We start from the raw sequence: 22,227 nt of genomic DNA on the forward strand, positions 1-22,227 counted from the left end.
CATACTAAACTAACGCGTTTCAGCATCTCATGTTGTGAATGGTGAGATTCCGAAATACTGAAACAAGTTCAACACAGGCAGGTCGGAATGACAAAAGGGAGCATTTAACATACCAAATTTAGTCCCAAATTAGTCTTACCTGTAAATTCAGTAATAAGTAAGCCTTAGTTTTCGTTGTAATGTCTGTATGTTGCTATGATTAAAGTTAAAAATATTGTTTATTTGTTACTGCTATGGAAACCAGGATTTACCAAAAAGAAAATAACCTAAGTGTTTTTAAACTATTAAAAGCAAGTTTAAAAGATATCTATGGCTCTCGGTTTTTGGCCAAACAAATTACGGTTAGAGATATTAAGGCCCAATACCGGCAATCGTACTTCGGTATTCTGTGGGCATTTATTATGCCATTAACAACCGCTTTTGTCTGGATATTTTTAAGTAGCTCTGGCACTGTTAAATTATCTGATACCGACGTGCCGTACCCTGTATTTGTGTTTTCGGGAACTTTGCTTTGGTCGGTATTAAGACAAGCCATCAATACACCGGCGCAAAGTACACAGGGTGCCAGAGGGTTGTTAAGTAAGATAAATTTTCCTAAAGAAGCCTTGGTGGTGTCTGGTGTTTATAAACTGTTGTTCGATACCAGTTTTAAAATGGGTTTGCTATTGGTGTTAATGCTTATTTATGGCATGCCATTTCAATGGGGATTGCTTTTATTTCCTTTAAGTTTACTGGTTATTATTTTGGTGGGAATAGCTATAGGCTTATTGCTAACCCCTTTTAGTATGTTGTATACCGATGTAGGTAAAGTAGTGAGTTTAGGGCTGTCTTTTATTATGTATATTACCCCTGTAGTGTACGTCGTGCCGCCATCGGGCATGATGAAAACACTAATGGAACTCAATCCGTTTACAGCACTTATTACGGTAACCAGAGATGTGTTATTAGGTGGTGATTTTGTGTATTTAAGTTATTTTGGAGTTATTTTTTTAATAACGATACCCGTATTGGCTTTGGCTTTAGTATGGTACCGCTTATCCATTCCAGTAATTGTTGAACGTAATTAACCTCATGATGCCCGATAACGACGTCCTCGTAAAAGTAGAAGGCTTAAGCAAAAAGTTTTGCAAAGATTTGAAGACCAGCCTGTGGTATGGGGTTAAAGATTTGCTAACTAATATGCGTGGTAATGTTAGCGACCGCGAACTGCGCCCTAAAGAATTCTGGGCGGTAAAAGATGTGAGTTTTGAGTTGCGTCGTGGTGAATGTTTGGGTCTTATTGGCCATAATGGCGCCGGAAAAAGTACCTTACTTAAAATATTAAACGGTTTGATTAACCCCGATTCCGGTAAAGTAACCATAAAAGGGCGTGTGGGAGCACTTATTGAGTTGGGTGCAGGTTTTAACCCGATACTTACGGGGCGTGAAAACATTTATAACAATGGTGTTATATTAGGGTTTACCAAAAAGGAAATAGATAGTAAGGTAGAGTCCATAATCGATTTTGCCGAAATACGGGACTTTATAGATATGCCAGTACAGCATTACAGTAGTGGTATGAAGGTGCGACTGGGCTTTGCTGTAGCCGCACAAATGGAACCTGATGTGCTGATTATTGACGAGGTTTTGGCTGTAGGCGATTTAGGCTTTGTGTTAAAGTGTTTTAAGCACATTGATTTAATGTTACCCAAATCGGCCATTATATTTGTTAGCCATAGTATGCCCATGGTGTCCCGAATTTGTAACCAGATTATTTTGATGGAGCATGGCGTTTCTGTTTTCCAAGGTGAGGGTGTAGCTAAGGCTATTGACTTGTATTATTCTAGGTTTTCTAATAGTGAATCTAACGTGATATTTGCAGATGGTAGTATAGAACTTGAAGATGTAAAGCTAATGGAAACTAAAAATGAAATAGGAGGTGTTCAACAAATTAACTGGCTTGATGATTTAAAAATTTATTTTAGGTTCAAATTAAAAAATCAAATAAATATTCCTCAATTTGAAGTTTCAATTTTTGATAAAGAACAACGCTCGGTAGCTGTTTTAAAAAAAAATAAGATATCTGATACTATTGAAGTTAAAGATAATTTGATAGAATTTGTAATAACCAATAAAAGAGTACAATTATCAAAGGGACTATATTCAATTAATATTTATGTTGGAAAAATGAACACTGGAGAACCTTTACTGCGAGTACACAGTATTTTGTCTTTTCAAATTATAGACAGTGAAGAAGTTTGGCCCCCCTTTTTATTAGCTTCAACATTCGAAAATTATTGATATAAAAAAATGCTATTTAAAAATTCAAAAGAAAAAATATTCTGCATAGGTCTTAATAAGACAGGGACAACTTCTCTGGGAGTTTTTTTTGAACAGGAAGACTATAAAGTTGCTAAGCAAAGAGATGGTGAATTATTATTGAAAAATTATATAGAAAGGGATTTTGCTAGTATCATTAAATTCGTTGAAAAGTCTCATGCTAATGTGTATCAAGATGTTCCGTTTTCATTACCATATACGTTTCCTCATTTAGATAATGCATTTCCAAATAGCAAATTTATCCTGACAGTAAGGAATAATAGTGAGGATTGGTATAATTCGATTTTTAAATTTCATTCTAATTTTTATAACAAAGGATCAAAGCCGTCTTACGAAAGTTTGTTAAATGCCGAGTATGTATACAAAGGATGGTCTTGGAATTTAATGAATAATGTATTTATAAAGGATAAATGTAGTCTGTATGATAAAAATGAGTTTATTGGGGTATATGAGAATCATATAAAGATGGTTTCAGATTATTTTAAAAATAAGCCAGAAAAGTTAATTGCAGTAAATTTATCTAGGAATGAAGATTTTCAAAAGTTATGTGCCTTTTTAAAAATAAATACAACTAAAAAGAATTTTCCTGAGATTACTTCTGGAGATATTTTGAGTCAAAATTTTAAATGTGATTTTCTTTAAAACATGAAATTTAAAAAACAAATAAAATTTATCCTTACATTATTTAAAAAGGGTATCAAAAATAGAATGAAGCAAGTTGGTTTCTTTTTGGAAGTTGTTCGATTCAAAAAAGATTTAAAAATTTGTCCAATATGTGATTCGAGAGTTGGATTTAATAAGATTTCAGATTTTTATTTAGATAAATTCCAGGAACATGAATTAGTCTATTCTATAAACCAATTCGAAACACTAAATATAGAAAATTATAAATGCAAAAAATGCGGTGCCTCAGATAGGGATCGTTTGATATCATTATATTTAAAGAAGTTTTTTAAGAATAATGAAAGTAAAGCTTGTTTATTGGATTTTGCACCATCAAAACCTCTTTTTCATTTTGTTAAAAATTTAAATATAAACTATCGTAGTGCTGATTTGTATATGGAAGATGTTGATGACATAGTTGACATTAGAGATATGAAAATATATGAGGATAATACATTTGATATTTTTATTTGTTCTCATATTTTGGAACATATTGATAAGGATATTAAAGCCATGAATGAATTATATAGGATTACCAAAAAAAATGGTGTGGGTATATGTTTGGTGCCTATTGTTTTAGGCTTACAGGATTCTGTTGAGCATAAAAAGTATTTAGAATCGGAACACTTAAGATGGAAATATTTTGGTCAAGATGACCACGTAAGAATGTATTCAAAAAAAGACTTTGTCGATAGACTAAAATCAACTGGTTTTAAGGTAAATCAATATGGTTCAAATTATTTTGGTAAAACAGCTTTTGAATTAGCAGGAATTAACAAAAAATCTGTTTTATACGTAGTTGAGAAAAAATAATAAATGATAAACGTCACCAGAACCTTTTTACCGCCACAAGACGAATACAATGCCGTTCTTAAACGGGCATGGGATACCAATTGGTTAACCAACCGAGGGGTTTTGGTAGCACAACTGGAGACCGAGCTGAAAGCTTATTTAGGGGTTTCTAATATCATAGCCATGACCAATGGCACGTTGCCGCTGCAAATTGCCATAAAAGCATTGGGGTTAACCGGTGAAATTATTACAACGCCGTTTAGCTATGTGGCCACTACCAGTAGTATAATTTGGGAAGGCTGTATGCCCGTTTTTGTTGATATTCATCCCGAATATTTAACCATTGATGAAACTAAAATTGAAGCGGCTATTACCCCAAAAACAACAGCTATTCTAGCCACCCATGTGTTTGGAAATCCTTGTGATGTAGAAGCCATTGAGGCCATAGCCAAAAAATATCACTTAAAAGTGATTTATGATGCTGCCCATTGTTTTGGGGTTACTTATAAAGGGCTATCTATTTTTAACTATGGCGATGTAAGCACTTGTAGTTTCCATGCTACCAAATTGTTTCATACCGGGGAAGGCGGTGCTTTGTTTTGTAATAACAAAGAGTGGTATGATACATTTTTTTACCACCACAATTTTGGCCACGACGGTCCTTTAAAGTTCCATGGTTTGGGCATTAATGCTAAGATGTCTGAAATGCAGGCAGCTATGGGATTGGCTCTGTTCCCTTACTTGGAAACTATTTTTATAGAAAGAAAAAAGGTGGTTAACTATTATGTAAACAAGTTAAAAGGCTTGAATATATCACTTTTAAAAATAAGAGCGCAAACAGATTGGAACTATGGTTATTTTCCGGTTATTTTTAAATCGGAAACTGAATTATTGTTTGTGGAAAAAGTATTAAACGCAAAGCAAATATTTCCGAGACGTTATTTTTATCCTTCTTTAAATACCTTACCTTACATGGATAAAAAAGAAATGCCAGTTTCAGAAACTGTTGCATCCAGAATATTATGTATGCCACTTTATGTGGGTTTAGACGAAAGTGAATTAAATACCATTATAGAAATCATAAAAAGCTGTTTAAAATGATCATAGTAGGCGCTAAAGGTTTTGCAAAGGAATTGCTCCAGATTGTTTCCGTTGATATGGAAATGCCTGATGATGCTATTGTGTTTTTTGATAATATGAGTACCGATTTGCCCGATAAGATTTTTAACAGATTTAAACTATTAAAATCCCTTGAGGCTGTCAAGGATTTTATGGTTTCTTCAGGCGATGCATCTTTTGTTTTGGGTTTGGGTAACCCTAGGTTAAGGGAAAAGCTTCACGACGAGTTTATACTATTGGGCGCAGTGCCTAAAACAGTAATCTCCAAAAATGCAGAGATAGGTAGTTTTGATGTTAAGTTAGGAGAGGGTACTTCAGTAATGACGGGGGCAAGAATTTCCAATGCTGTTACCATAGGTAAAGGGTGTTTAATTTATTATAACGCCATCATAACGCACGATTGCCAAATGGGCAATTTTGTTGAAATGTCGCCAGGAGCTACAATACTGGGTAGGTGCACCATTGGTAATTACACCATGGTAGGGGCTGGAGCTATTATATTGCCAGATGTTACTATAGGTAATAATGTAACCATTGGCGCAGGTGCAGTTATTTTAAATGATGTGCCAGATAATTATACGGTGGTTGGTGTGCCAGGGCGAATAATTTCAAAACAATAAGATGGTTGCCATTTCTGTTTGTATGATCGCCTATAACCATGAAAAATATATTCGTGAGGCTATAGAAGGGGTTTTGATGCAAACGGGCAATTTTAATCTAGAACTTGTGGTTTCAGATGACACATCCTCAGATAAGACGTCCAGTGTAATTCAATCCATTATCGATGAGCATCCTAGAGGAAGTGATATAAAATTTACAAAACAGGACAAAAATTTGGGTATGATTCCCAACTTTATTTGGACTTTACAGCAGTGCAAAGGCGATTATATAGCCATATGCGAAGGCGATGATTATTGGACAGATTCTCTTAAACTGCAAAAGCAACTTGATTTTTTAGAGCATAATCCGGATTATGTTATACATAGTGGCATAGCAACTATTTTGAATGAGAATGGTGTGCCCGAGCATGACCCCTTTGTTGGAATACGAGATGCCGCAACAACTTTTGGTATGGAAGATTTTTTGGGAAAGAACAATTTGATTACCTGTACCGTTATGTTCAGGAATTGTATAACCCAGTACCCCGAGGAATTTTTTGAAGCCATTTTGGGTGATTGGTTTTTGTATACGGTGCTTTTGCACCAAACCGGATTAAAGGCCTACAGGAGTTCAGAAGAATTAGCAGTTTACAGGGTGCATAATAATGGATTTATTAGGTCTTTGTCGTCTATTAATTATTTTCAACAAAAAATTAATCAGGTACTAATAATAAAACAGTACATAGGCTATAAAAAAAATCCGATATCTGTTATACAATGGTTAAATAATTATTCCATTCCTAAATTTAGGTATGAGTTGGCCCATAAAATGTACAGGAATGCCTTAAAAACGTTTATCACCAATATACATTATTGTAAGTTTGGAGTCTCGTTAAAACGCTATTTAAGTGTTTTAATGCATAATAAATGGCGATAAATTTTAAAAAAAATTAATTGAATGAATTCAAAACCTATGGTTTCGGTTTGCATGATAACATACAATCATGAAAAGTACATACAGGAAGCTTTACATGGGGTTTTGATGCAAGTATGCGATTTTGAAGTGGAACTCATTTTAGCAAACGATTGCAGTACAGATAATACACATGGTGTTATAACGTCGTTTTTAAAAGGCCATGAGCGTGCCCATTGGGTTAAATACACTAACCATACAACCAATTTAGGTATGATGCCTAATTTTATTTATGCTTTAAAGCAATGCGGGGGTAAATATATGGCCTTGTGCGAAGGCGATGATTATTGGACTGACCCTTTAAAACTACAAAAGCAGGTGGATTTTTTGGAAAACAATCATTATTATTCTGGATGTTTTCATAATACCTTCGTTATAAATAGTACAAAGGAAAGTGATAAATTGAAACCTTGGAGGGTTTACAATGTAAGTATTTTTAAATTTGAGGACACAATTTCTAAAATAGCTTTATTTCACACAAGTTCCTTTGTTTTTAGAAGAAAGCATTTGAATTTACCAGACTGGTTTGTAAATGTACAAAGTGGAGACATGGCACTATTTAGTTTAATTGCTTATAAAGGAGTTTTTTTTAGAATTGACGATTACATGAGTGTTTATAGGAAAAATGAATCAGGAATAACAAATACAATTACACATAAAGAGTATCATAAGAATAGAATTTTATTGAATAAATATTTTAAAGCAACTTTTGATGTGAAAAACCACAAGAAAATTGAAGAAGTTATTAACTACCACACTAAAGAATTGTCAAATTTAAATAGAGGTTTTTTTGATAAATTATTTAATAAATTCAAATCAAAATTAAAAAGCTTTTGAAAGACTTTACAGATATTACTTTTAGTGCAAATAATTTAGACAGGTACTACATTAGAACCTCCATTTTTAATGCATTAAAAATGCAAACAAAAATTTTTAAAGGCGATTTACTAGATGTAGGTTGTGGCAAGATGCCTTATAGAAACTTCATTTTAGAGCACAGTAAAGTAAAAAAGTATGTTGGCTTGGATATTGAGAATGCTTTGGGCTATGATACCGCTGTAAAACCTGATTATACGTGGAATGGAAAAACTATGCCTTTTGATAATGATTCTTTTGATTGTGCTTTGGCAACCGAGGTTTTGGAGCATTGTCTAGAACCCGAAATTGTTTTAAAAGAGGTACAACGTGTTTTAAAACCTGAGGGTGTTTTTTTCTTTACAGTTCCTTTTTTATGGAATTTACACGAAGTCCCGAATGATGAATATCGCTTTACACCGTTTTCCTTAAAACGGCATTTAGAAAATTCTGGGTTCAAAAATATAGAGATACAGGCAACAGGTGGTTGGCATGCTTCATTGGCACAGATGTTAGGTTTGTGGGTGCGTAGAAGTCCTATGTCTACAAAAAAACGAAACTACCTATCTAGGCTCTTGAAGCCAATAATCAAGTATTTGATTAAAATGGATAAAAAAAGCAAGATAGATTTTAAGGAAGGCCAAATGATAACAGGTCTTTATGGAACTGTAATAAAATGAATAAAGAAAACTTAAACATAGCCATGGTGGCGCCTTCTTTAAATGCCTATTCTGAAACTTTTATTCGGGCCCAAAAGGAAAGAATAAAAGCTAATGTTTTTTATTATTTCGGAGGTTTTTTACCACTTTACTTAGAAAATTACGGTAGGTTAACTGATCGGTTTGTTACTTTTAGAATGAATTTGAAACGTAAATTAGGCATTCAAATTAATGATACAGAGGAAAAATCATTTGTTTATTCACTTAAAAAAAATAATATTCAGCTTGTTTTGGCACAGTATGGGCCTACTGCTAACCGAGTAGCAGATATATGTAAAAGCTTGAATATTCCATTAATTACTCATTTTCATGGATACGACGCTTCTGTTGAAACTGTTGTAAAAGACTGTAATAATTATGAAAAAGTATTTTCATATAGTTCTTATGTTATAGCCGTTTCGTTAGTAATGCGAGACCGTTTAATAGCTTTAGGATGCCCAAAGGATAAAGTGATTTATAATGTTTATGGGCCGCATCCTGATTTTGAAGCGGTAGAACCCAAGTTTTCCAAAAAACAGTTTTTGGCCATTGGACGGTTTACCGATAAGAAAGCACCTTATTATACAATTATGGCTTTTAAAAAAGTAGTAGAAAAACATCCTGATGCTATTTTGCATATGGCAGGTGAAGGTGACTTATTAAACATGTGTAAAAATTTGGTAAAGCAGTATGGTATTATCAATAATGTTCATTTTTTAGGTGTTATCACACCAATGAAGTATAGAGAACTTTTAAAAGAGTCATTTGCTTTTGTACAACATTCTATAACTGCCAACAATGGCGATATGGAAGGGACTCCTCTAGCGGTATTAGAGGCAAGTGCAGCTGGTTTGCCAGTTATAGCGACCAATCATGCTGGTATTCCTGACGTTGTTTTACATAACGAAACGGGATTGTTGTGCAAAGAACATGATATTGATACTATGTCAGGGCATATGCTTAAGGTGTTGAACGATGTAGGGTTGGCTAAACAATTGGGTGATGCAGGAAAACAAAGAATTAAGGAGCATTTTAGCTTACAGAGACATATAGACAGTTTGCAAAAGTTATTGATATTCTGAAACTGTTTAAGCATTTCGCATAATCATCATTGCGAGACGCTGAGCAATGAAGCAATCTGTTTGTTTTTTTCATACTAAGCCTGTCGAAGCATATTGTAAAAGGTTCATTTCTTTTATTCACGCATGCTATTTTTTTAGAGGAGCTCATGATGTGCTTCGTAATTACTTGACTAAAAGAAATGGTGGTAGTCTCAGGTAAGGTTGAAATTTGAGAAAAAAAAATAACTTAATTTCTTCTTATTTTTGTCTTATTTTGCATTTAAATACTTTCAATAATTAAACATGAATTAGAAATAATCAACCAAGAAATTATATGAGTGTAAAAAGAAGACTATATAACGTAATTCGACCCCAAAAAAAAGTTGAACTCATTTCTATTCACATACCAAAAACTGCAGGAACTTCACTTACTAATATTTTACGAAGACAATATCCTGATGCTTTAGAGTTATTGTATCAGCATAACAATAATTCAGAAAAAAATAAGCAAATGTGGCAAGGTGAGCCAATTGTGCTTGGCCATAGGGGAATTAGATGTATTCATGGACATTTTCCAGCAAAATTAAGTTTAAAACAATCTTACCCTGAAGCTAAAATAATTACTTGGATGAGAAACCCAGTTGAACGAATGATTTCAACCTATAATTATTATAAAAAATTACCTCTTAATCATAACCAAATACATCGGAGGTTTATTAATGAAAATTGGGATATAATTGATTTGTCATACAATCTTGTTCACGAGGTAAAATCTTATTTAGGGGATTTTAGACTTGAGGATTTTGATTTTATAGGTTTTACAGAATGTCAACAGAAATCCTTAGTTTCGTTAAGTAATATGATGAATTGGAATATGATAAATACAGATGTTTTTGAAAATGTTAATTCTACAAAAACCACATTTGATTATGGAGTTAAAGATAAGTTAAAACAAATACTTAAAGAAGAAGTGGAAATGTACGAACTTGCACAAAAATTATTTATATCAGCATAAAAAATACTACGGAACCCACCGCGACAGATGTAAAGAAACTCGCTGCGCTCAAACAGATTTTCATCCCTAATCTCGCGATTCTTCCTTGATTTTTAAGGTTTTTATCGATAGGTAGGGGTTTGCTTTTTCGTCATTGCGAGGCGTGCAGCAACGAAGCAATCTCATGTATTGGGTTTGAATTAAACAGATTACTTCGTCGTCCCGACTACTGGGACTCCTCCTAATGACCTGTGTTTTTGTCATGTTGAGCCTGTTGAAGTATATTGTTTCTAATTTCCATATATTAGCGTATCTATAAATTGCTGCCATGACCAATACCCCTTTGGTTTCCATTATTATTCCAACCTACAATAGAGAACACCTTATTGGCGAAACCCTAGACAGTGTTTTGGCACAGACCTATACCAACTGGGAATGTATTGTGGTAGATGATGGAAGTACCGATAATACAGAGGATGTAGTTGCTACTTATGCAAATAAAGATATCCGATTTCATTACTACCAGCGCCCCAATGATGCTATTAAGGGAGCTAGCAGTTGTAGAAATTACGGATTATATAAAGCTAAAGGACACTATGTGATTTTTTTGGACTCCGATGATGTGCTGCTCAACATCTGCTTACGTAGCAGGATTCAAAAGATAAAGGAAACCAAGGAACATTATTTTTGGGTATTTCCTATGATGATTCAAAATGGTGACCAATTAAGAAAACAAGATATTCCTAAATGCAATGACTACCTTATTGAATTTTTGTCATGTCGTATACTTTGGGGCATTATGTGTACTATTTGGGATGTTCAATTTTTAAAGCAAATAAAAGGGTTTAATCCACAGTATCCTAGGTTAAACGACCCTGAAATTCATATTAGGGCTATGCTTCGAGGCAATTCTAATTATGAGGTTTTTAATGATATGCCCTATGATAGTGTTTATAGAGAAGCCCCTATTGCAAACAAAAGAGCCTATGCTTTAAATTATTTTAATGCATTGCAACTGTTTGTTCCAGACATTTGTAAACAACTCATTGCGAATAAAAAACACACACAAAAGAAGTTGTTAAAGGCATATTTAAATCATTATATAAAAGATTTTGGGAAACATACACCATGGAAAAATATGGTAGCTCTTTTTAGCACTTTTTATAAAAACAGTGTTATATCCTTAGCGGAATATGTTGCGAGAACGAGTAAATATTTGCTTTTAAAACTTTTTGCATTAATTTTCAAAAAAGTAAAAGTAACTCGTGCCGCATAGAATGAATAATACTGATTGCATACTAAAATAACATAATTAAAAAAAATCAAAATTGTTCTCAAAAAGAATAACTGTATTATTTATTCCATACCACCATATAGGTGGAGCTGAGCGTGTTCATTTAGAAATTATCAAAGCACTAAAGCACAAACCAATTGTTTTCTTTGATAGAACAGACGGTTCTGTGCTGTCTGATGAATTTAAAAAACATGCTTATTGTTTTTTTGCTACAAACAATAAGCGAAAAGCTTATGTTGAAAAAAGCTTAAAACTACTGTCTCGTTTTATGCCGTTGACCTTATTTGGTTGCAACAGCCCTTTTTTTTATCAGGTCATACAAAAGATGAAGAAGAACATTAAAACTATAGACCTTACACATGCATTTTCGTTTGTTGATGAAGGTATTGAAAGACTATCATTGCCCTACATTCATTTACTAAACCATCGGGTAGTGATAAATAATAAGACACTGCAGGATTACAAGGAGCTTTATGAAAAAGAAGGAGTGGAAAGCCATTTTTTAAAAAGGTTTTTGGTTATTCCCAACGGGGTTACAATAGGTGGTTTTAATCAACAAGATGTTATTTCAAGGTTCCATTCTTTTACAATTGGTTTTGTTGGCAGAAATTCTACAGAGAAACGCCCTGAACTTTTTTTTGATCTTGTTAAAGATTCAAAGCATCGAATAAAAATTATAGGCGATCGTTTTGAGGTTTTTAAAAAAAGATATCCAAATATTTCTTTTTTAGAAAATTGCAATGATCCAAAAACCATACAAAATGCATTTTCTGAGATTTCAGTTTTAATTGTGTGCTCAAGCCGAGAGGGTTTTCCTTTGGTAATTATGGAGGCAATGGCTCTAGGTATTCCTGTTATTTCTACAAATGTGGGCAGTGTTGAAGAACATCTTAAAAATGGTTTTAATGGTTATATAGCTGACGATAATTCTGAAATAGGGTTTTTAAATTTTGCTCAGGACAAGATTTCCAAGATTTCAAATAATCTGGAATTATATAGTAAATTAGCAATAAATGCTCGCGTTTATGCAGAAAGCCATTTTACATTAGATGCATTTAAAAAAGAATACAATACTTTGTTTTATGCCTAAAATCTCCATCATTGTCCCTTGTTTTAAACATGCACACTATTTAGATGAAGCATTACAATCGGTATTGGAACAAAGCTACAGAGATTGGGAATGTATTGTTGTTGATGATGGGAGTCCAGATAATACCGCATTGGTTGCGCAAGCTTGGGTGGATAAAGATAAACGATTTAAATACGTGCATCAAGAAAACAAAATGTTGGCCAATGCCCGTAATTTTGGTATAAGCCAAGCACAAGGTGAGTTTATATTGCCCTTGGATGCCGATGATAAAATTGCTAAAGATTATGTGGCTTTGGCTCTTGAGGCTTTTCGTGAAAATGAATCCCTTAAAGTGGTGTATTGCCGTGCTGAAAAATTTGGATCAGAATCAGGGACTTGGGAACTAAAACCCTTTTCCCTTTTTAATTTAAGCCAAGAAAATGTGATATTTTGCTCGGCATTATTCAGAAAAAAAGATTGGGAAATAGTAGGTGGCTACGACGAGAACATGCGTTACGGCTGGGAAGACTGGGAGTTTTGGATAGCATTGCTCAAAAAAGGTGGACAAGTAAAAAGATTGGAAACTGTGGGCTTTTACTATAGAACACAACAGAATTCTATGGTTAAAAACATGAATAGTATCCATTACAAATACTTACTGGATTATTTAAGCATAAAACATGCCGATTTTTTTGTGGCGCAGCAAGGCTCTTTTTTTGAATTGAGTGAAAAAATTGAACAATCTAAAAATTTGGAATTGAACAAGCTGAAAAGCAAAAAATATGTGATAGATGTTTTTTGTAAACGTTTTTTTGGTTTTAGCATCTTTGGTCTATATAAAAACGAGTCGTAATTATGTTGGCCATCATCATACCGTACTATAAACTCTCTTTTTTTGAAGACACGCTAAAATCTTTGGCCAGCCAAACAGACAAAAGGTTTAAAGTATATATTGGAGATGATGCGAGCCCTGAAAATCCTTCTGCGATTGTGGAAAAATACCAAAAGCAATTGGATTTGGTTTACCAGCGGTTTGAGAGTAATTTAGGCGGTGATTCATTAGTACAACATTGGGAACGCTGTATAACAATGTCTCATGATGAATCATGGTTTATGCTTTTGGGAGATGATGATACCTTAAGTGTCAATTGCGTACAAGAATTTTATAATTCCTTACCTGATATTAATACTGAAACTTGCAGCGTAGTTCGATTTGCCTCTGTAATTATAGATGCCGGAAACAATCAAACATCACCATTATTTAAACACCCAAAAATAGAAAAAGCAACCGATTTTTTTTATAGACGTTTTACAAACAACACCAGAAGTTCGTTATCTGAATACGTATTTAAAAAAAGCGCTTATGATACCCATGGTTTTTATCATTATGATATGGCTTGGTTTACCGATGATAGGGCTTGGTTGGAATTTTCAGGTTTTGACACCATCTATTCCATAAATACGGCACATGTAAATTTTAGATTGAGTAATGAGAATATTTCCAGAAAGGATTATAAACAACATGAGAAAACGTTAGTAAGGTTGCAATTTTTTAAGTTTTTGTTGGCAGAACATTTGTTGAAATTTAAAAAAGCCCAACAAAAACATCTAACACTATATTATGAACAATTGGTCTACGCACACGGAAAGGTTTCATTTTCTTTTTGGATATTGGTGTTTTGGTCTTTTTTAAAACAATTAAATTTAGTTCAATGTATTAAATTTACAAGGCGGATGTTTATTCATTTAAAAAACCATGGTCAATAACCAACCCGAAATTTCCATTATAATACCGGTTTTTAATAGGGCAAGTTTATTGCCTCAAACACTTGATAGTATTTTAAAGCAAACCTTTACTAATTGGGAATGTATTTTGGTAGATGATTTAAGTGTTGATGAGAGTTATTATGTTATGGGGCAGTACCAAAATAAAGATAACCGCTTTAAAATATTTAAACGCCCAAATCATTTAAAGAAGGGAGCTAATGCCTGCAGAAATTTTGGTTTTTTAAAAAGTTCTGGCGACTTAATCAAATGGTTTGATAGTGATGATATTATGTTGCCTAAACATTTGGAAATAGCACATAAAAAACTAATTGAAAACAATTTGGATTTTGTGGTGACCGACACCGTTAATTTTAGCCATGAAACTGGTGAGTTGCTGGGCAAACCATACGAATTTGATAGAGATACGGCAGTGATATCGGCTAAAAGTTTTGCATGGCATAAGATAGGTTGGATAACGGATGATTTTTTGGGTACTCGACAAATTGTTGAGAATGTTAAGTTTAATGAGCATATTATAACCGACGGCGATGAATATAATTTTTTTGTTAAATTGTTAGAACAACCATTTAAAGGAATGCTGCTCAAAGATATATTAACGTACAGACGTGTGCATAACAATTCTCTTACTAAGATGTATGATGAGAATTCTAGCCTTTTTTTTGGTAAGATTGTCAATATAAAGTTTCAAACAGCCAAAGACTTAGTGGAATACAATAATAAAGAATTAATAAGATGGTTTTTAAATGGCTATATGCAGAATTCATTTAAATTAGCAATGTCTAAACGGAAAGTGCCCTATAAAATCCATGCGTTTAAATTAATTTGTAATTATTTTACAAGTTTTAAGGGACTTGCTTTTTTACTGGCACTCTTTATGGCTCGGTTTTTTAAAGTAGGATATAATGTTATGAAATATGCCAGAAGCTAAAAACCAAAATAAGCTATTAGTATCAGTGGTCATTCCTTGTTTCAACGATGCTGATTATATAGAACAATCGGTAACCTCGGCATTACGGCAAACCTATCCCCATATAGAAATTATATTAGTTGATGATGGCTCTAACGAAAAAACCAAAAATGTTTTAAGGACCATTGAGCCTAAAATAACTAAGTTAATTACGCAAGAAAATCAAGGGCAAAGCACAGCGAGAAATGAAGGCATTAAAGCGACTAAAGGCCAATATATTTTGGTTCTTGACTCAGACGATTATTTTGAGCCCACTTTTTGTGAAAAAGCCATGTTACTTTTTGAACAGGATGATTCCATTAAAATTATTACATCCAATGTAATGCGCTTGTTCCCTAATGGGGAAAAAGAACTTTTCAAACCTTGTGGCGGTACCATTAAAAACTTTATAAAGTTTAACTGCGCTACAGGTAGTGCCATGTTTAAGAAATCTGATTGGCAAAGTGTTGGCGGATATGACGAAGCCATGAGGCAAGGTTTTGAGGACTGGGAATTTTACATTCGCTTGGTAAAAGAGGGTGGTAAAGCATGTATTATTCAAGAGCCCCTTTTTAATTATAGGATTAGGGAACGTTCTACAACTACCAGAGCCAATAAAATAAAATATGACTTGTTGAAGTATATATACAACAAGCATAAAGATATATATGTGGACAATTTTGAGTTGTTTGTGGATTACATGTTGCATAAAATTAAAAGTGAGGAATTTGGAAAAAAAATGAAGACTCAACGGTTGGAGTATAGAATAGGGAATGCCGTTTTGAAGCCTTTCAGATATATTAAATCTTTTATGAATTAATGAATCCAACAGTCTCTATTATTGTGGCAACTTACAATAGGTCAGGTTATATATTAGAAGCCATAGCATCCATAAGCAATCAAACCTTTAAAGATTGGGAATGTTTGATTGTGGATGATGGCGGTACCGATAATACAAAAGAAGTTTTATTACCTATTTTAGCAAAAGACCATCGGTTTAAATATTATCTAAGATCATCAGAATACCAAAAGGGCTTGCCAGGGGCCAGGAATTATGGCTTGGATTTGGCTAAAGGCGATTACATCATTTTTTTTGATGATGATGATATAGTACATCCCCAAAATTTGGAGTTCTGTGTCAAGGAGTTGGAAAGCAACACAGATATTTCATTTTGTAGGTATATTAGTAATGTGTTTAAAGGTGCATTTGATGGGCGGTTTGATTATGCAAATGAATACGCTACTTTTTATATAGATTACAGAGACCTCGGAAAAATAATAAAAAATGAATTACAAATTATCTCATGTGCCGTTATGTGGAGAAAAGGGTGCTTTGAGAATAATAGGTTTCAGGAAAGTTTAATGTATGCTGAAGAATGGGAATTATATACAAGAATAATTTCTTCTGGTTGTAAGGGCATATCAATTGAAAAAACTTTATATTTTGGAAGAAAGCACCCAGATTCAAATACAGGTGAGTTTTACAATAATGATTCGGTTCGAAAAGCTTCCTATGCAGATGCTATACAGTTGGTAGTTGCAACATTGCACCAAAGGGGGTTAGTATCAAACGACATAATTCGATATTTTACACAGATATCTTTAAAGTTTAAGTCTTATGATTTATTTGCACGCATTTTGGATACTTTGGATTTGAACTTTTTTGAAAAATTGAAATGGCAATTATTTTATATGCAATTACCATTTCGTTTGTTTCTTTATAAAATTAAAAAAAGGCTACTGCAAAATAGCCAAATTAGCAATTAATGAAATTTCTAATAATAGAACAAGACCTAAAAGTTTCGGGCACAAGTCAAGGGATTATTTCTAGATCTTTTTTGGCCAAGTTAAGAAAGTCATACCCCGAAGCAGTTATTGATGTGGTTTATTTAAAGCAAAGCGAGAGTAATGATGAACTTCATTTGTTGCCTGTAAATGCTATTGAAACGCATGTGCTCAATTTAAAGGTGCCGTGGTTGGTTAAATGGTACAATAAAATTTTTTGGAGGTTATTTCATATATCCATCTACGAGCGATACAGACAAAATGTGTATGGTAAGCAAATAGCAAAAATAGACTATAAACCTTATGCCTATATTTTTATTAGGAGTGCAGGATTGGAGCATCAAACCCTCTTGGGAGCCAAAGATTTACCTATTTTAAAAAAGGCGATTATTACCTTTCATGAGCCTTATCCTGTATTTTGGTGTTCTGGCACTATGAACGAATTATCTAACTTGGAACTTTTTAGGATGAAGGAAATGCAAAAAGTAGTGTCTCAGGCTAAATTAGGATTAGCTACAGCTAATTTATCAAGAGATATGCAGTATTTGTATGGTTCCAGAACTAAATTTTTTGAGTTGCCCCATCATTATGAGCCATCAGTATTTAATTTTTCCAATCATAATCACTCATTTAAGAAGCAAAAGAAAATTACGATATGCTATCATGGAGCCATTCAATTTGGAAGAAATATTTGTGAGCTTCTGGACGTTTATCAAGAATTGGTTTTTACCAATAAGCTATTTAAAGATAATACCGAATTTGTATTGAGATTGAAAAAAAGGAGTGACATAAAATTTTTAAAAGAGAGGTATTCGACTAATGAAAACATTATCGTTTTAGGTTTTGTGGACTTTTCAAATGCTGCTTTTGAGCAGATTCATTTGGCGGATATTAATATTATGCTAGAAAATGGTCCACTTTATTGTAGTGTTTTATTGGGCAAAGCACCATTTTTAGCAGCTTATCACAAACCTGTATTAACGATTTCTCCAGAAAGAAGCGATTTACGCGATATCATCAAAGACGATAGGTATATAGCAAGTTACAATAATCCAAAAGAAATTAAAGAGAAACTGGAGCATTTGATAAAGGAAACAATGGAATCTAATGAGCCTGTTTATCCATTTGGAGATTATTTTAGTGATACCAATTTCAAGAAAATGCTTGATAAGGTGCTTGAAGCAGTAAAAGAGCAAAATATTTAAAAACTATGAAGAAACTGGCGGTTTTATTGCCTACCTACAATGCGGCACCTTATTTAAAGGAAAGTATTGGTTCGGTTTTAAACCAAACGTTTAAAGATTTCGATTTGTATATATATGATGATTGTTCAACCGACGATACTAAAGAAATAATAGAGTCTTTTAAAAGTTCTCAAATTTATTATATAAAAAATGAACAGAATATTGGGCTCACAAAAACACTAAATAAAGGCTTGACATTTTTACTTACACAGTACGAATATATTGCCCGAATGGATGCAGATGATTGGTGTTTTCCAGACCGATTTAAAAAGCAACTACAGTTTTTAGAAAATAATCAAGAAGTTGTTTTGTGTGGTACGCAGGGCTATTGGTTGAAAGACATGACGCAAAACCCACAAGATGGATGGGTATATCCCACAGAATCGACTTACATAAAATATAATCTGCTTTTTGGAGCTACGTTTGGGCATTCATCCGTTGTTTTTAGAAGCCAGAAAATATCGGAACACCATTTAAGATATGATGAGTCTAAAATAAATTGCCAAGATTGGGAATTATGGACTCGAATATCAAAAATTGGTAACATGGCTAATTTGCCAGATTTTTTGATGAAGTACCGTATTCTGGATGATAGTAACCACCGTTCGCCCGATAAACAAAAACTTAATATAGAATACCGCTCAAGCATTATCGCCTCCCATTGGCAGACTTTTGGTTTTTCATTTTCAGCAGCAGAGATTAAGGGGTTGTATTACAGCGAAAAAGAAGTTGAAAGAGCTATTTTTAAGATTGAGGTTGAAAAAATTATTCATGCTTTTAATGGTGTTTTTGAACAAAGCAAATCGGAGCTTTCAAAATCAAACCAAAAACATTTTAGTTATAAATTGGCTAGAAGGGTTTTAAGTTATTGGAAACGTTCGGGTGTAAATAGGATGAGCCCTTCAATCTGGTTTTTTATTTTAAAAAGAATAAGGTTTATGGGAAAAATGAAATTGATAAAAAGTTTAATAAGATAATTGATGCAGGCATCCATTTTAATTGTTTCCAAAAACAGAAAGGCAGCGCTTGAAAAAACATTATCGATTCTAGAGGATTTGGTTGATTTAACCCATCAGGAGGTTTTGGTGTATTTGGATGGTTGTACTGATGAATCCTCGTTTTTAAAAGATATATTTGATTGGGTAAAATGGTCCGGGGCCAATAAAAGCATTGGAGCTTCTAGAGCAAGAAATATACTTTATAAAAAGGCCGAAGGAGAAATTTTAATAGGAATTGATGATGATGCCCATCCTGTAAACAAAGACTTTGTAGTTTTATCTGAGCAACTTTTCAAAGAACTGCCTAAGGTTGGTATTTTGGCATTCCAGGAAATAAAAGGGGTTTTTAAAACAGATGAAGCAGTTTTAAATAGTAGTCCAGAGATAGTTGAAGACTATTTTTGTAGGGAGTTTATTGGTTGTGGTTTTGCCATTCGAAAAGCAGTTTATGAAGCCACGAACGGATTTCCTAATTGGATAGATATTTATGGAGAAGAATCCTGTTTGTCGATTGAGGTACTTGCTAAGGGCTACGACATACTTTACACCACCAAAATTAAAGTAAACCATAGGGTTAATAGAGAAGAACGTATCCAAAAAGGGCGAAATTATTTCCGGTTTGGAAAACAACTGAAAAACACAGCCTTTTATTATTTGGTCTATTACCCTAATCCTTTATTTAAAATAGCAAAATTATTTTGGCATAACTTCAAAAAGTATGGCTGTAAGAACTGGAGCTATTTTAAGGCATACATAGTCGCTCTGTTCAAAATATTGTTTTTTCTGCCCCAATTAATGAGGTACAGAAATCCTATAGATAAAAAGAGTATAAAAAAAAGTACAGAATTACCATTACCTAAATATTATTAAGGTTTAGTTTATAGTCTTGTGACTAAATGGCTTTTTAAACAATAATGAAATCGATATATTTGATTTCTATAATATAAATGCAATGAAAAGAATAGGCTTTATTCCGCTTAGAAAGGGTTCTAGAGGAATCCTAAATAAGAATAAGCGAAAAATGGTCGGTAGGCCTTTATTTACTTGGGTATTGGGCGAAGCTATTTTTTCAGATCTAGATGCCGTATATATTTATACAGATGATCAAGATGTTATAGATTTTGTAAATAAAGAATACCAATGGACACCAAAGGTAAAGGCATTAATGCGTGGTAAAATTAATGCTACTGATACAGCATCTACTGAGTCGGCCATACTAGAATTCTGCCAAAAAATAGACTATGATTTTGATGATTTCTGCTTATTACAAGCTACATCGCCATTCACTACAAAATCAGATATTAATGCCTGTTTGGATAAACTTAATGCAGATTACGATTCAGCTTTAACCGTTGTAAATACGCATCGTTTTTTATGGAATAGTAATGGAAAACCAATCAATTACAATCCTTTAAAACGTCCAAGGCGTCAGGAATTCGAAGGGCTATTAGTTGAAAATGGAGCCGTTTATACTATAACAAAGGAAGCTTTAAATAAATATCAAAATAGGTTGGGTGTCAAGGTGGGCCTAGTAAGAATGCCCGAAGAGTCGCTCTTGGAAATAGATTCGGAAAGCGACTGGATAGTGGTTGAACAATTGTTGATTAATCGCCAAAAAACAATGAAAAAACTTGAAAGAATAACTCATTTGATTTTGGATGTAGATGGCGTTTTTACAGATGGCACCATTACCTGTATCAAAGATGGCGAGCATTCCAAAAATTTTGATATGCGTGATGGTATGGGGCTGGAAATATTACGTGAATTTGGGGTTGAAGTTATGGTAATGACCAGTGAGCAATCGGAGTTGGTTGCAAAACGTATGCAAAAATTAAAAATTGAACACGTATTTTTGGGAGTGAAAGATAAATACACGTTACTGCGGCACATTATTTCAGATAATAATATTTCAATAAACAATGTTGTTTACGTTGGCGATGATGTTAATGATTTAGCAAATATTTGTAGTGTAGGCTGGTCTTTAACGCCAAACAATGCAACAGATGTTGTTAAAACCCATGCAGATATTGTATTGTCTAAAAACTCTGGTGCAGGTGCCATTCGTGAAGCCTGTCAGTTTATTTTAAATTATAACAAGCGTTTTCCTCAAAATAAAAATGAATAACTACCAAGAACCATACATTATTGCCGAAATAGGATGTAACCATAAAGGCGATATGGAAATTGCCAAAGAACTTATTAAAGTGGCTAAAATATTTTGTAATGCCCATGCAGTTAAGTTTCAAAAGCGAAATAACAAAGAGCTTTTAACAGCAGAACAGTATTACCAGCCACACCCAAACCCCGCGAATTCTTATGGAGATACTTACGGAGCCCATAGGGAATATTTGGAGTTTGATGTTAACCAACATAAAGAACTTAAAATATTTTGTGAGGATATTGGTATTGATTACTCTTCATCGGTTTGGGATGTTACTTCTGCTAAAGAAATTGCTTCATTGGGCCCAAAGTTTATTAAAATTCCATCTGCGTGTAATAACAATATTAAAATGATGGAATGGCTTTGTGAAAATTATAAAGGAGAGATTCATGTTTCTACGGGAATGACAACTAAAACTGAAATAGACGATTTGGTTACTTTTTTCAAAAAGCAAGAAAGAAATAATGATTTGGTGCTATACAATTGTACTTCTGGCTATCCTGTACCGTTTGAAGATGTGTGTCTTTTGGATATTAAGATATTAATGGAAAAATATAGAAACGATATCAAGGATATCGGTTTTTCGGGACATCATTTGGGAATTTCAGTTGACATTGCAGCATATACATTAGGGGCTAATATTGTTGAAAGGCACTATACCCTTGATAGAACCTGGAAAGGAACTGACCATGCAGCTTCTTTAGAACCTATGGGATTACGTAAACTAACTAGGGATTTAAATGCCGTTTACCGAGCTTTAAAATTTAAGAACCAAGATATTTTGCCTATAGAGCAAGAGCAACTTAAGAAATTAAAAAAAGAACATTAGATGATTTTAGTGTTACAAAGGAAACTTTACCTTTTTTTAT

General features: G+C 33.4%; 23 protein-coding genes. All 23 read left to right on the plus strand.

Features of this window, described 5'->3' with window-relative positions; all coding sequences use genetic code 11:
- Positions 1–233 precede the first annotated feature (233 nt).
- The 23 genes from ACB104_RS12855 to ACB104_RS12965 all read left to right on the plus strand — a co-directional run bounded on the left by ACB104_RS12855 (position 234) and on the right by ACB104_RS12965 (position 22,187).
- Entirely contained in the window at positions 234–1,067 is an 834-nt protein-coding gene (locus ACB104_RS12855; protein ID WP_370479340.1) for an ABC transporter permease, read from the plus strand.
- The gene (locus ACB104_RS12860; protein ID WP_370479341.1) at positions 1,054–2,280 is read left to right on the plus strand and encodes an ABC transporter ATP-binding protein; all 1,227 of its coding nucleotides are present in this window, start codon (positions 1,054–1,056) and stop codon (positions 2,278–2,280) included. Before ACB104_RS12855 ends, ACB104_RS12860 begins: the two co-directional genes overlap by 14 nt.
- A gap of 9 nt (positions 2,281–2,289) precedes the next feature.
- Positions 2,290–2,961 (plus strand): sulfotransferase, encoded by a 672-nt coding sequence (locus tag ACB104_RS12865; RefSeq protein WP_370479343.1) that lies wholly within the window; start codon positions 2,290–2,292, stop codon positions 2,959–2,961.
- A gap of 3 nt (positions 2,962–2,964) precedes the next feature.
- Positions 2,965–3,795 (plus strand): methyltransferase domain-containing protein, encoded by an 831-nt coding sequence (locus tag ACB104_RS12870; RefSeq protein ID WP_370479344.1) that lies wholly within the window; start codon positions 2,965–2,967, stop codon positions 3,793–3,795.
- 3 nt (positions 3,796–3,798) lie between these two features.
- Complete coding sequence (locus ACB104_RS12875) at positions 3,799–4,875, plus strand: DegT/DnrJ/EryC1/StrS family aminotransferase (RefSeq protein ID WP_370479346.1); 1,077 nt, start codon at positions 3,799–3,801, stop codon at positions 4,873–4,875.
- Positions 4,872–5,513: an acetyltransferase gene (locus ACB104_RS12880; RefSeq protein ID WP_370479348.1), complete on the plus strand. Its 642-nt coding sequence runs from the start codon at positions 4,872–4,874 to the stop codon at positions 5,511–5,513. The genes ACB104_RS12875 and ACB104_RS12880 overlap by 4 nt, the downstream gene beginning before the upstream one ends.
- A 1-nt stretch (position 5,514) precedes the next feature.
- Entirely contained in the window at positions 5,515–6,429 is a 915-nt protein-coding gene (locus tag ACB104_RS12885) for a glycosyltransferase (RefSeq protein ID WP_370479349.1), read from the plus strand.
- Between the two features lie 21 nt (positions 6,430–6,450).
- Positions 6,451–7,302, plus strand: a complete 852-nt coding sequence (locus ACB104_RS12890) for a glycosyltransferase family 2 protein (protein WP_370479351.1) — start codon at positions 6,451–6,453, stop codon at positions 7,300–7,302.
- Positions 7,299–8,000 (plus strand): class I SAM-dependent methyltransferase, encoded by a 702-nt coding sequence (locus tag ACB104_RS12895; protein WP_370479353.1) that lies wholly within the window; start codon positions 7,299–7,301, stop codon positions 7,998–8,000. Before ACB104_RS12890 ends, ACB104_RS12895 begins: the two co-directional genes overlap by 4 nt.
- Positions 7,997–9,100 carry a glycosyltransferase gene (locus tag ACB104_RS12900; RefSeq protein WP_370479354.1) on the plus strand — a complete coding sequence of 368 codons (1,104 nt, stop codon included), beginning with the start codon at positions 7,997–7,999 and terminating at the stop codon, positions 9,098–9,100. Before ACB104_RS12895 ends, ACB104_RS12900 begins: the two co-directional genes overlap by 4 nt.
- Before the next feature lie 313 nt (positions 9,101–9,413).
- Positions 9,414–10,094: a sulfotransferase domain-containing protein gene (locus tag ACB104_RS12905; RefSeq protein WP_370479356.1), complete on the plus strand. Its 681-nt coding sequence runs from the start codon at positions 9,414–9,416 to the stop codon at positions 10,092–10,094.
- A 307-nt stretch (positions 10,095–10,401) separates the two neighbouring features.
- Entirely contained in the window at positions 10,402–11,349 is a 948-nt protein-coding gene (locus ACB104_RS12910) for a glycosyltransferase family 2 protein (protein WP_370479358.1), read from the plus strand.
- A gap of 52 nt (positions 11,350–11,401) precedes the next feature.
- Complete coding sequence (locus ACB104_RS12915; RefSeq protein ID WP_370479359.1) at positions 11,402–12,457, plus strand: glycosyltransferase family 4 protein; 1,056 nt, start codon at positions 11,402–11,404, stop codon at positions 12,455–12,457.
- Positions 12,450–13,289 (plus strand): glycosyltransferase family 2 protein, encoded by an 840-nt coding sequence (locus tag ACB104_RS12920; RefSeq protein WP_370479361.1) that lies wholly within the window; start codon positions 12,450–12,452, stop codon positions 13,287–13,289. The genes ACB104_RS12915 and ACB104_RS12920 overlap by 8 nt, the downstream gene beginning before the upstream one ends.
- Positions 13,290–13,291: 2 nt before the next feature.
- A complete protein-coding gene (locus ACB104_RS12925; RefSeq protein ID WP_370479363.1) occupies positions 13,292–14,203 on the plus strand; it encodes a glycosyltransferase family 2 protein in 912 nt (303 codons plus the stop codon).
- A complete protein-coding gene (locus ACB104_RS12930) occupies positions 14,193–15,152 on the plus strand; it encodes a glycosyltransferase family 2 protein (protein WP_370479364.1) in 960 nt (319 codons plus the stop codon). The genes ACB104_RS12925 and ACB104_RS12930 overlap by 11 nt, the downstream gene beginning before the upstream one ends.
- Positions 15,139–15,990 carry a glycosyltransferase gene (locus tag ACB104_RS12935; RefSeq protein ID WP_370479366.1) on the plus strand — a complete coding sequence of 284 codons (852 nt, stop codon included), beginning with the start codon at positions 15,139–15,141 and terminating at the stop codon, positions 15,988–15,990. Before ACB104_RS12930 ends, ACB104_RS12935 begins: the two co-directional genes overlap by 14 nt.
- On the plus strand, positions 15,990–16,937 hold the full coding sequence (locus tag ACB104_RS12940; RefSeq protein WP_370479368.1) for a glycosyltransferase family 2 protein: 948 nt from the start codon (positions 15,990–15,992) through the stop codon (positions 16,935–16,937). The genes ACB104_RS12935 and ACB104_RS12940 overlap by 1 nt, the downstream gene beginning before the upstream one ends.
- The gene (locus tag ACB104_RS12945; RefSeq protein ID WP_370479369.1) at positions 16,937–18,160 is read left to right on the plus strand and encodes a glycosyltransferase family protein; all 1,224 of its coding nucleotides are present in this window, start codon (positions 16,937–16,939) and stop codon (positions 18,158–18,160) included. The genes ACB104_RS12940 and ACB104_RS12945 overlap by 1 nt, the downstream gene beginning before the upstream one ends.
- A 5-nt stretch (positions 18,161–18,165) precedes the next feature.
- A complete protein-coding gene (locus tag ACB104_RS12950) occupies positions 18,166–19,176 on the plus strand; it encodes a glycosyltransferase family 2 protein (RefSeq protein WP_370479371.1) in 1,011 nt (336 codons plus the stop codon).
- Between the two features lie 3 nt (positions 19,177–19,179).
- Positions 19,180–20,067 (plus strand): glycosyltransferase family 2 protein, encoded by an 888-nt coding sequence (locus ACB104_RS12955; protein WP_370479372.1) that lies wholly within the window; start codon positions 19,180–19,182, stop codon positions 20,065–20,067.
- An 82-nt stretch (positions 20,068–20,149) separates the two neighbouring features.
- Positions 20,150–21,322, plus strand: a complete 1,173-nt coding sequence (locus ACB104_RS12960; RefSeq protein WP_370479374.1) for a cytidylyltransferase domain-containing protein — start codon at positions 20,150–20,152, stop codon at positions 21,320–21,322.
- Positions 21,315–22,187 (plus strand): N-acetylneuraminate synthase family protein, encoded by an 873-nt coding sequence (locus ACB104_RS12965; RefSeq protein ID WP_370479376.1) that lies wholly within the window; start codon positions 21,315–21,317, stop codon positions 22,185–22,187. Before ACB104_RS12960 ends, ACB104_RS12965 begins: the two co-directional genes overlap by 8 nt.
- The last annotated feature ends 40 nt before the right edge of the window (positions 22,188–22,227 follow it).

The sequence above is a fragment of the Tamlana flava genome, assembly GCF_041287255.1.
In the GTDB taxonomy this organism is placed as follows: domain Bacteria; phylum Bacteroidota; class Bacteroidia; order Flavobacteriales; family Flavobacteriaceae; genus Tamlana; species Tamlana flava.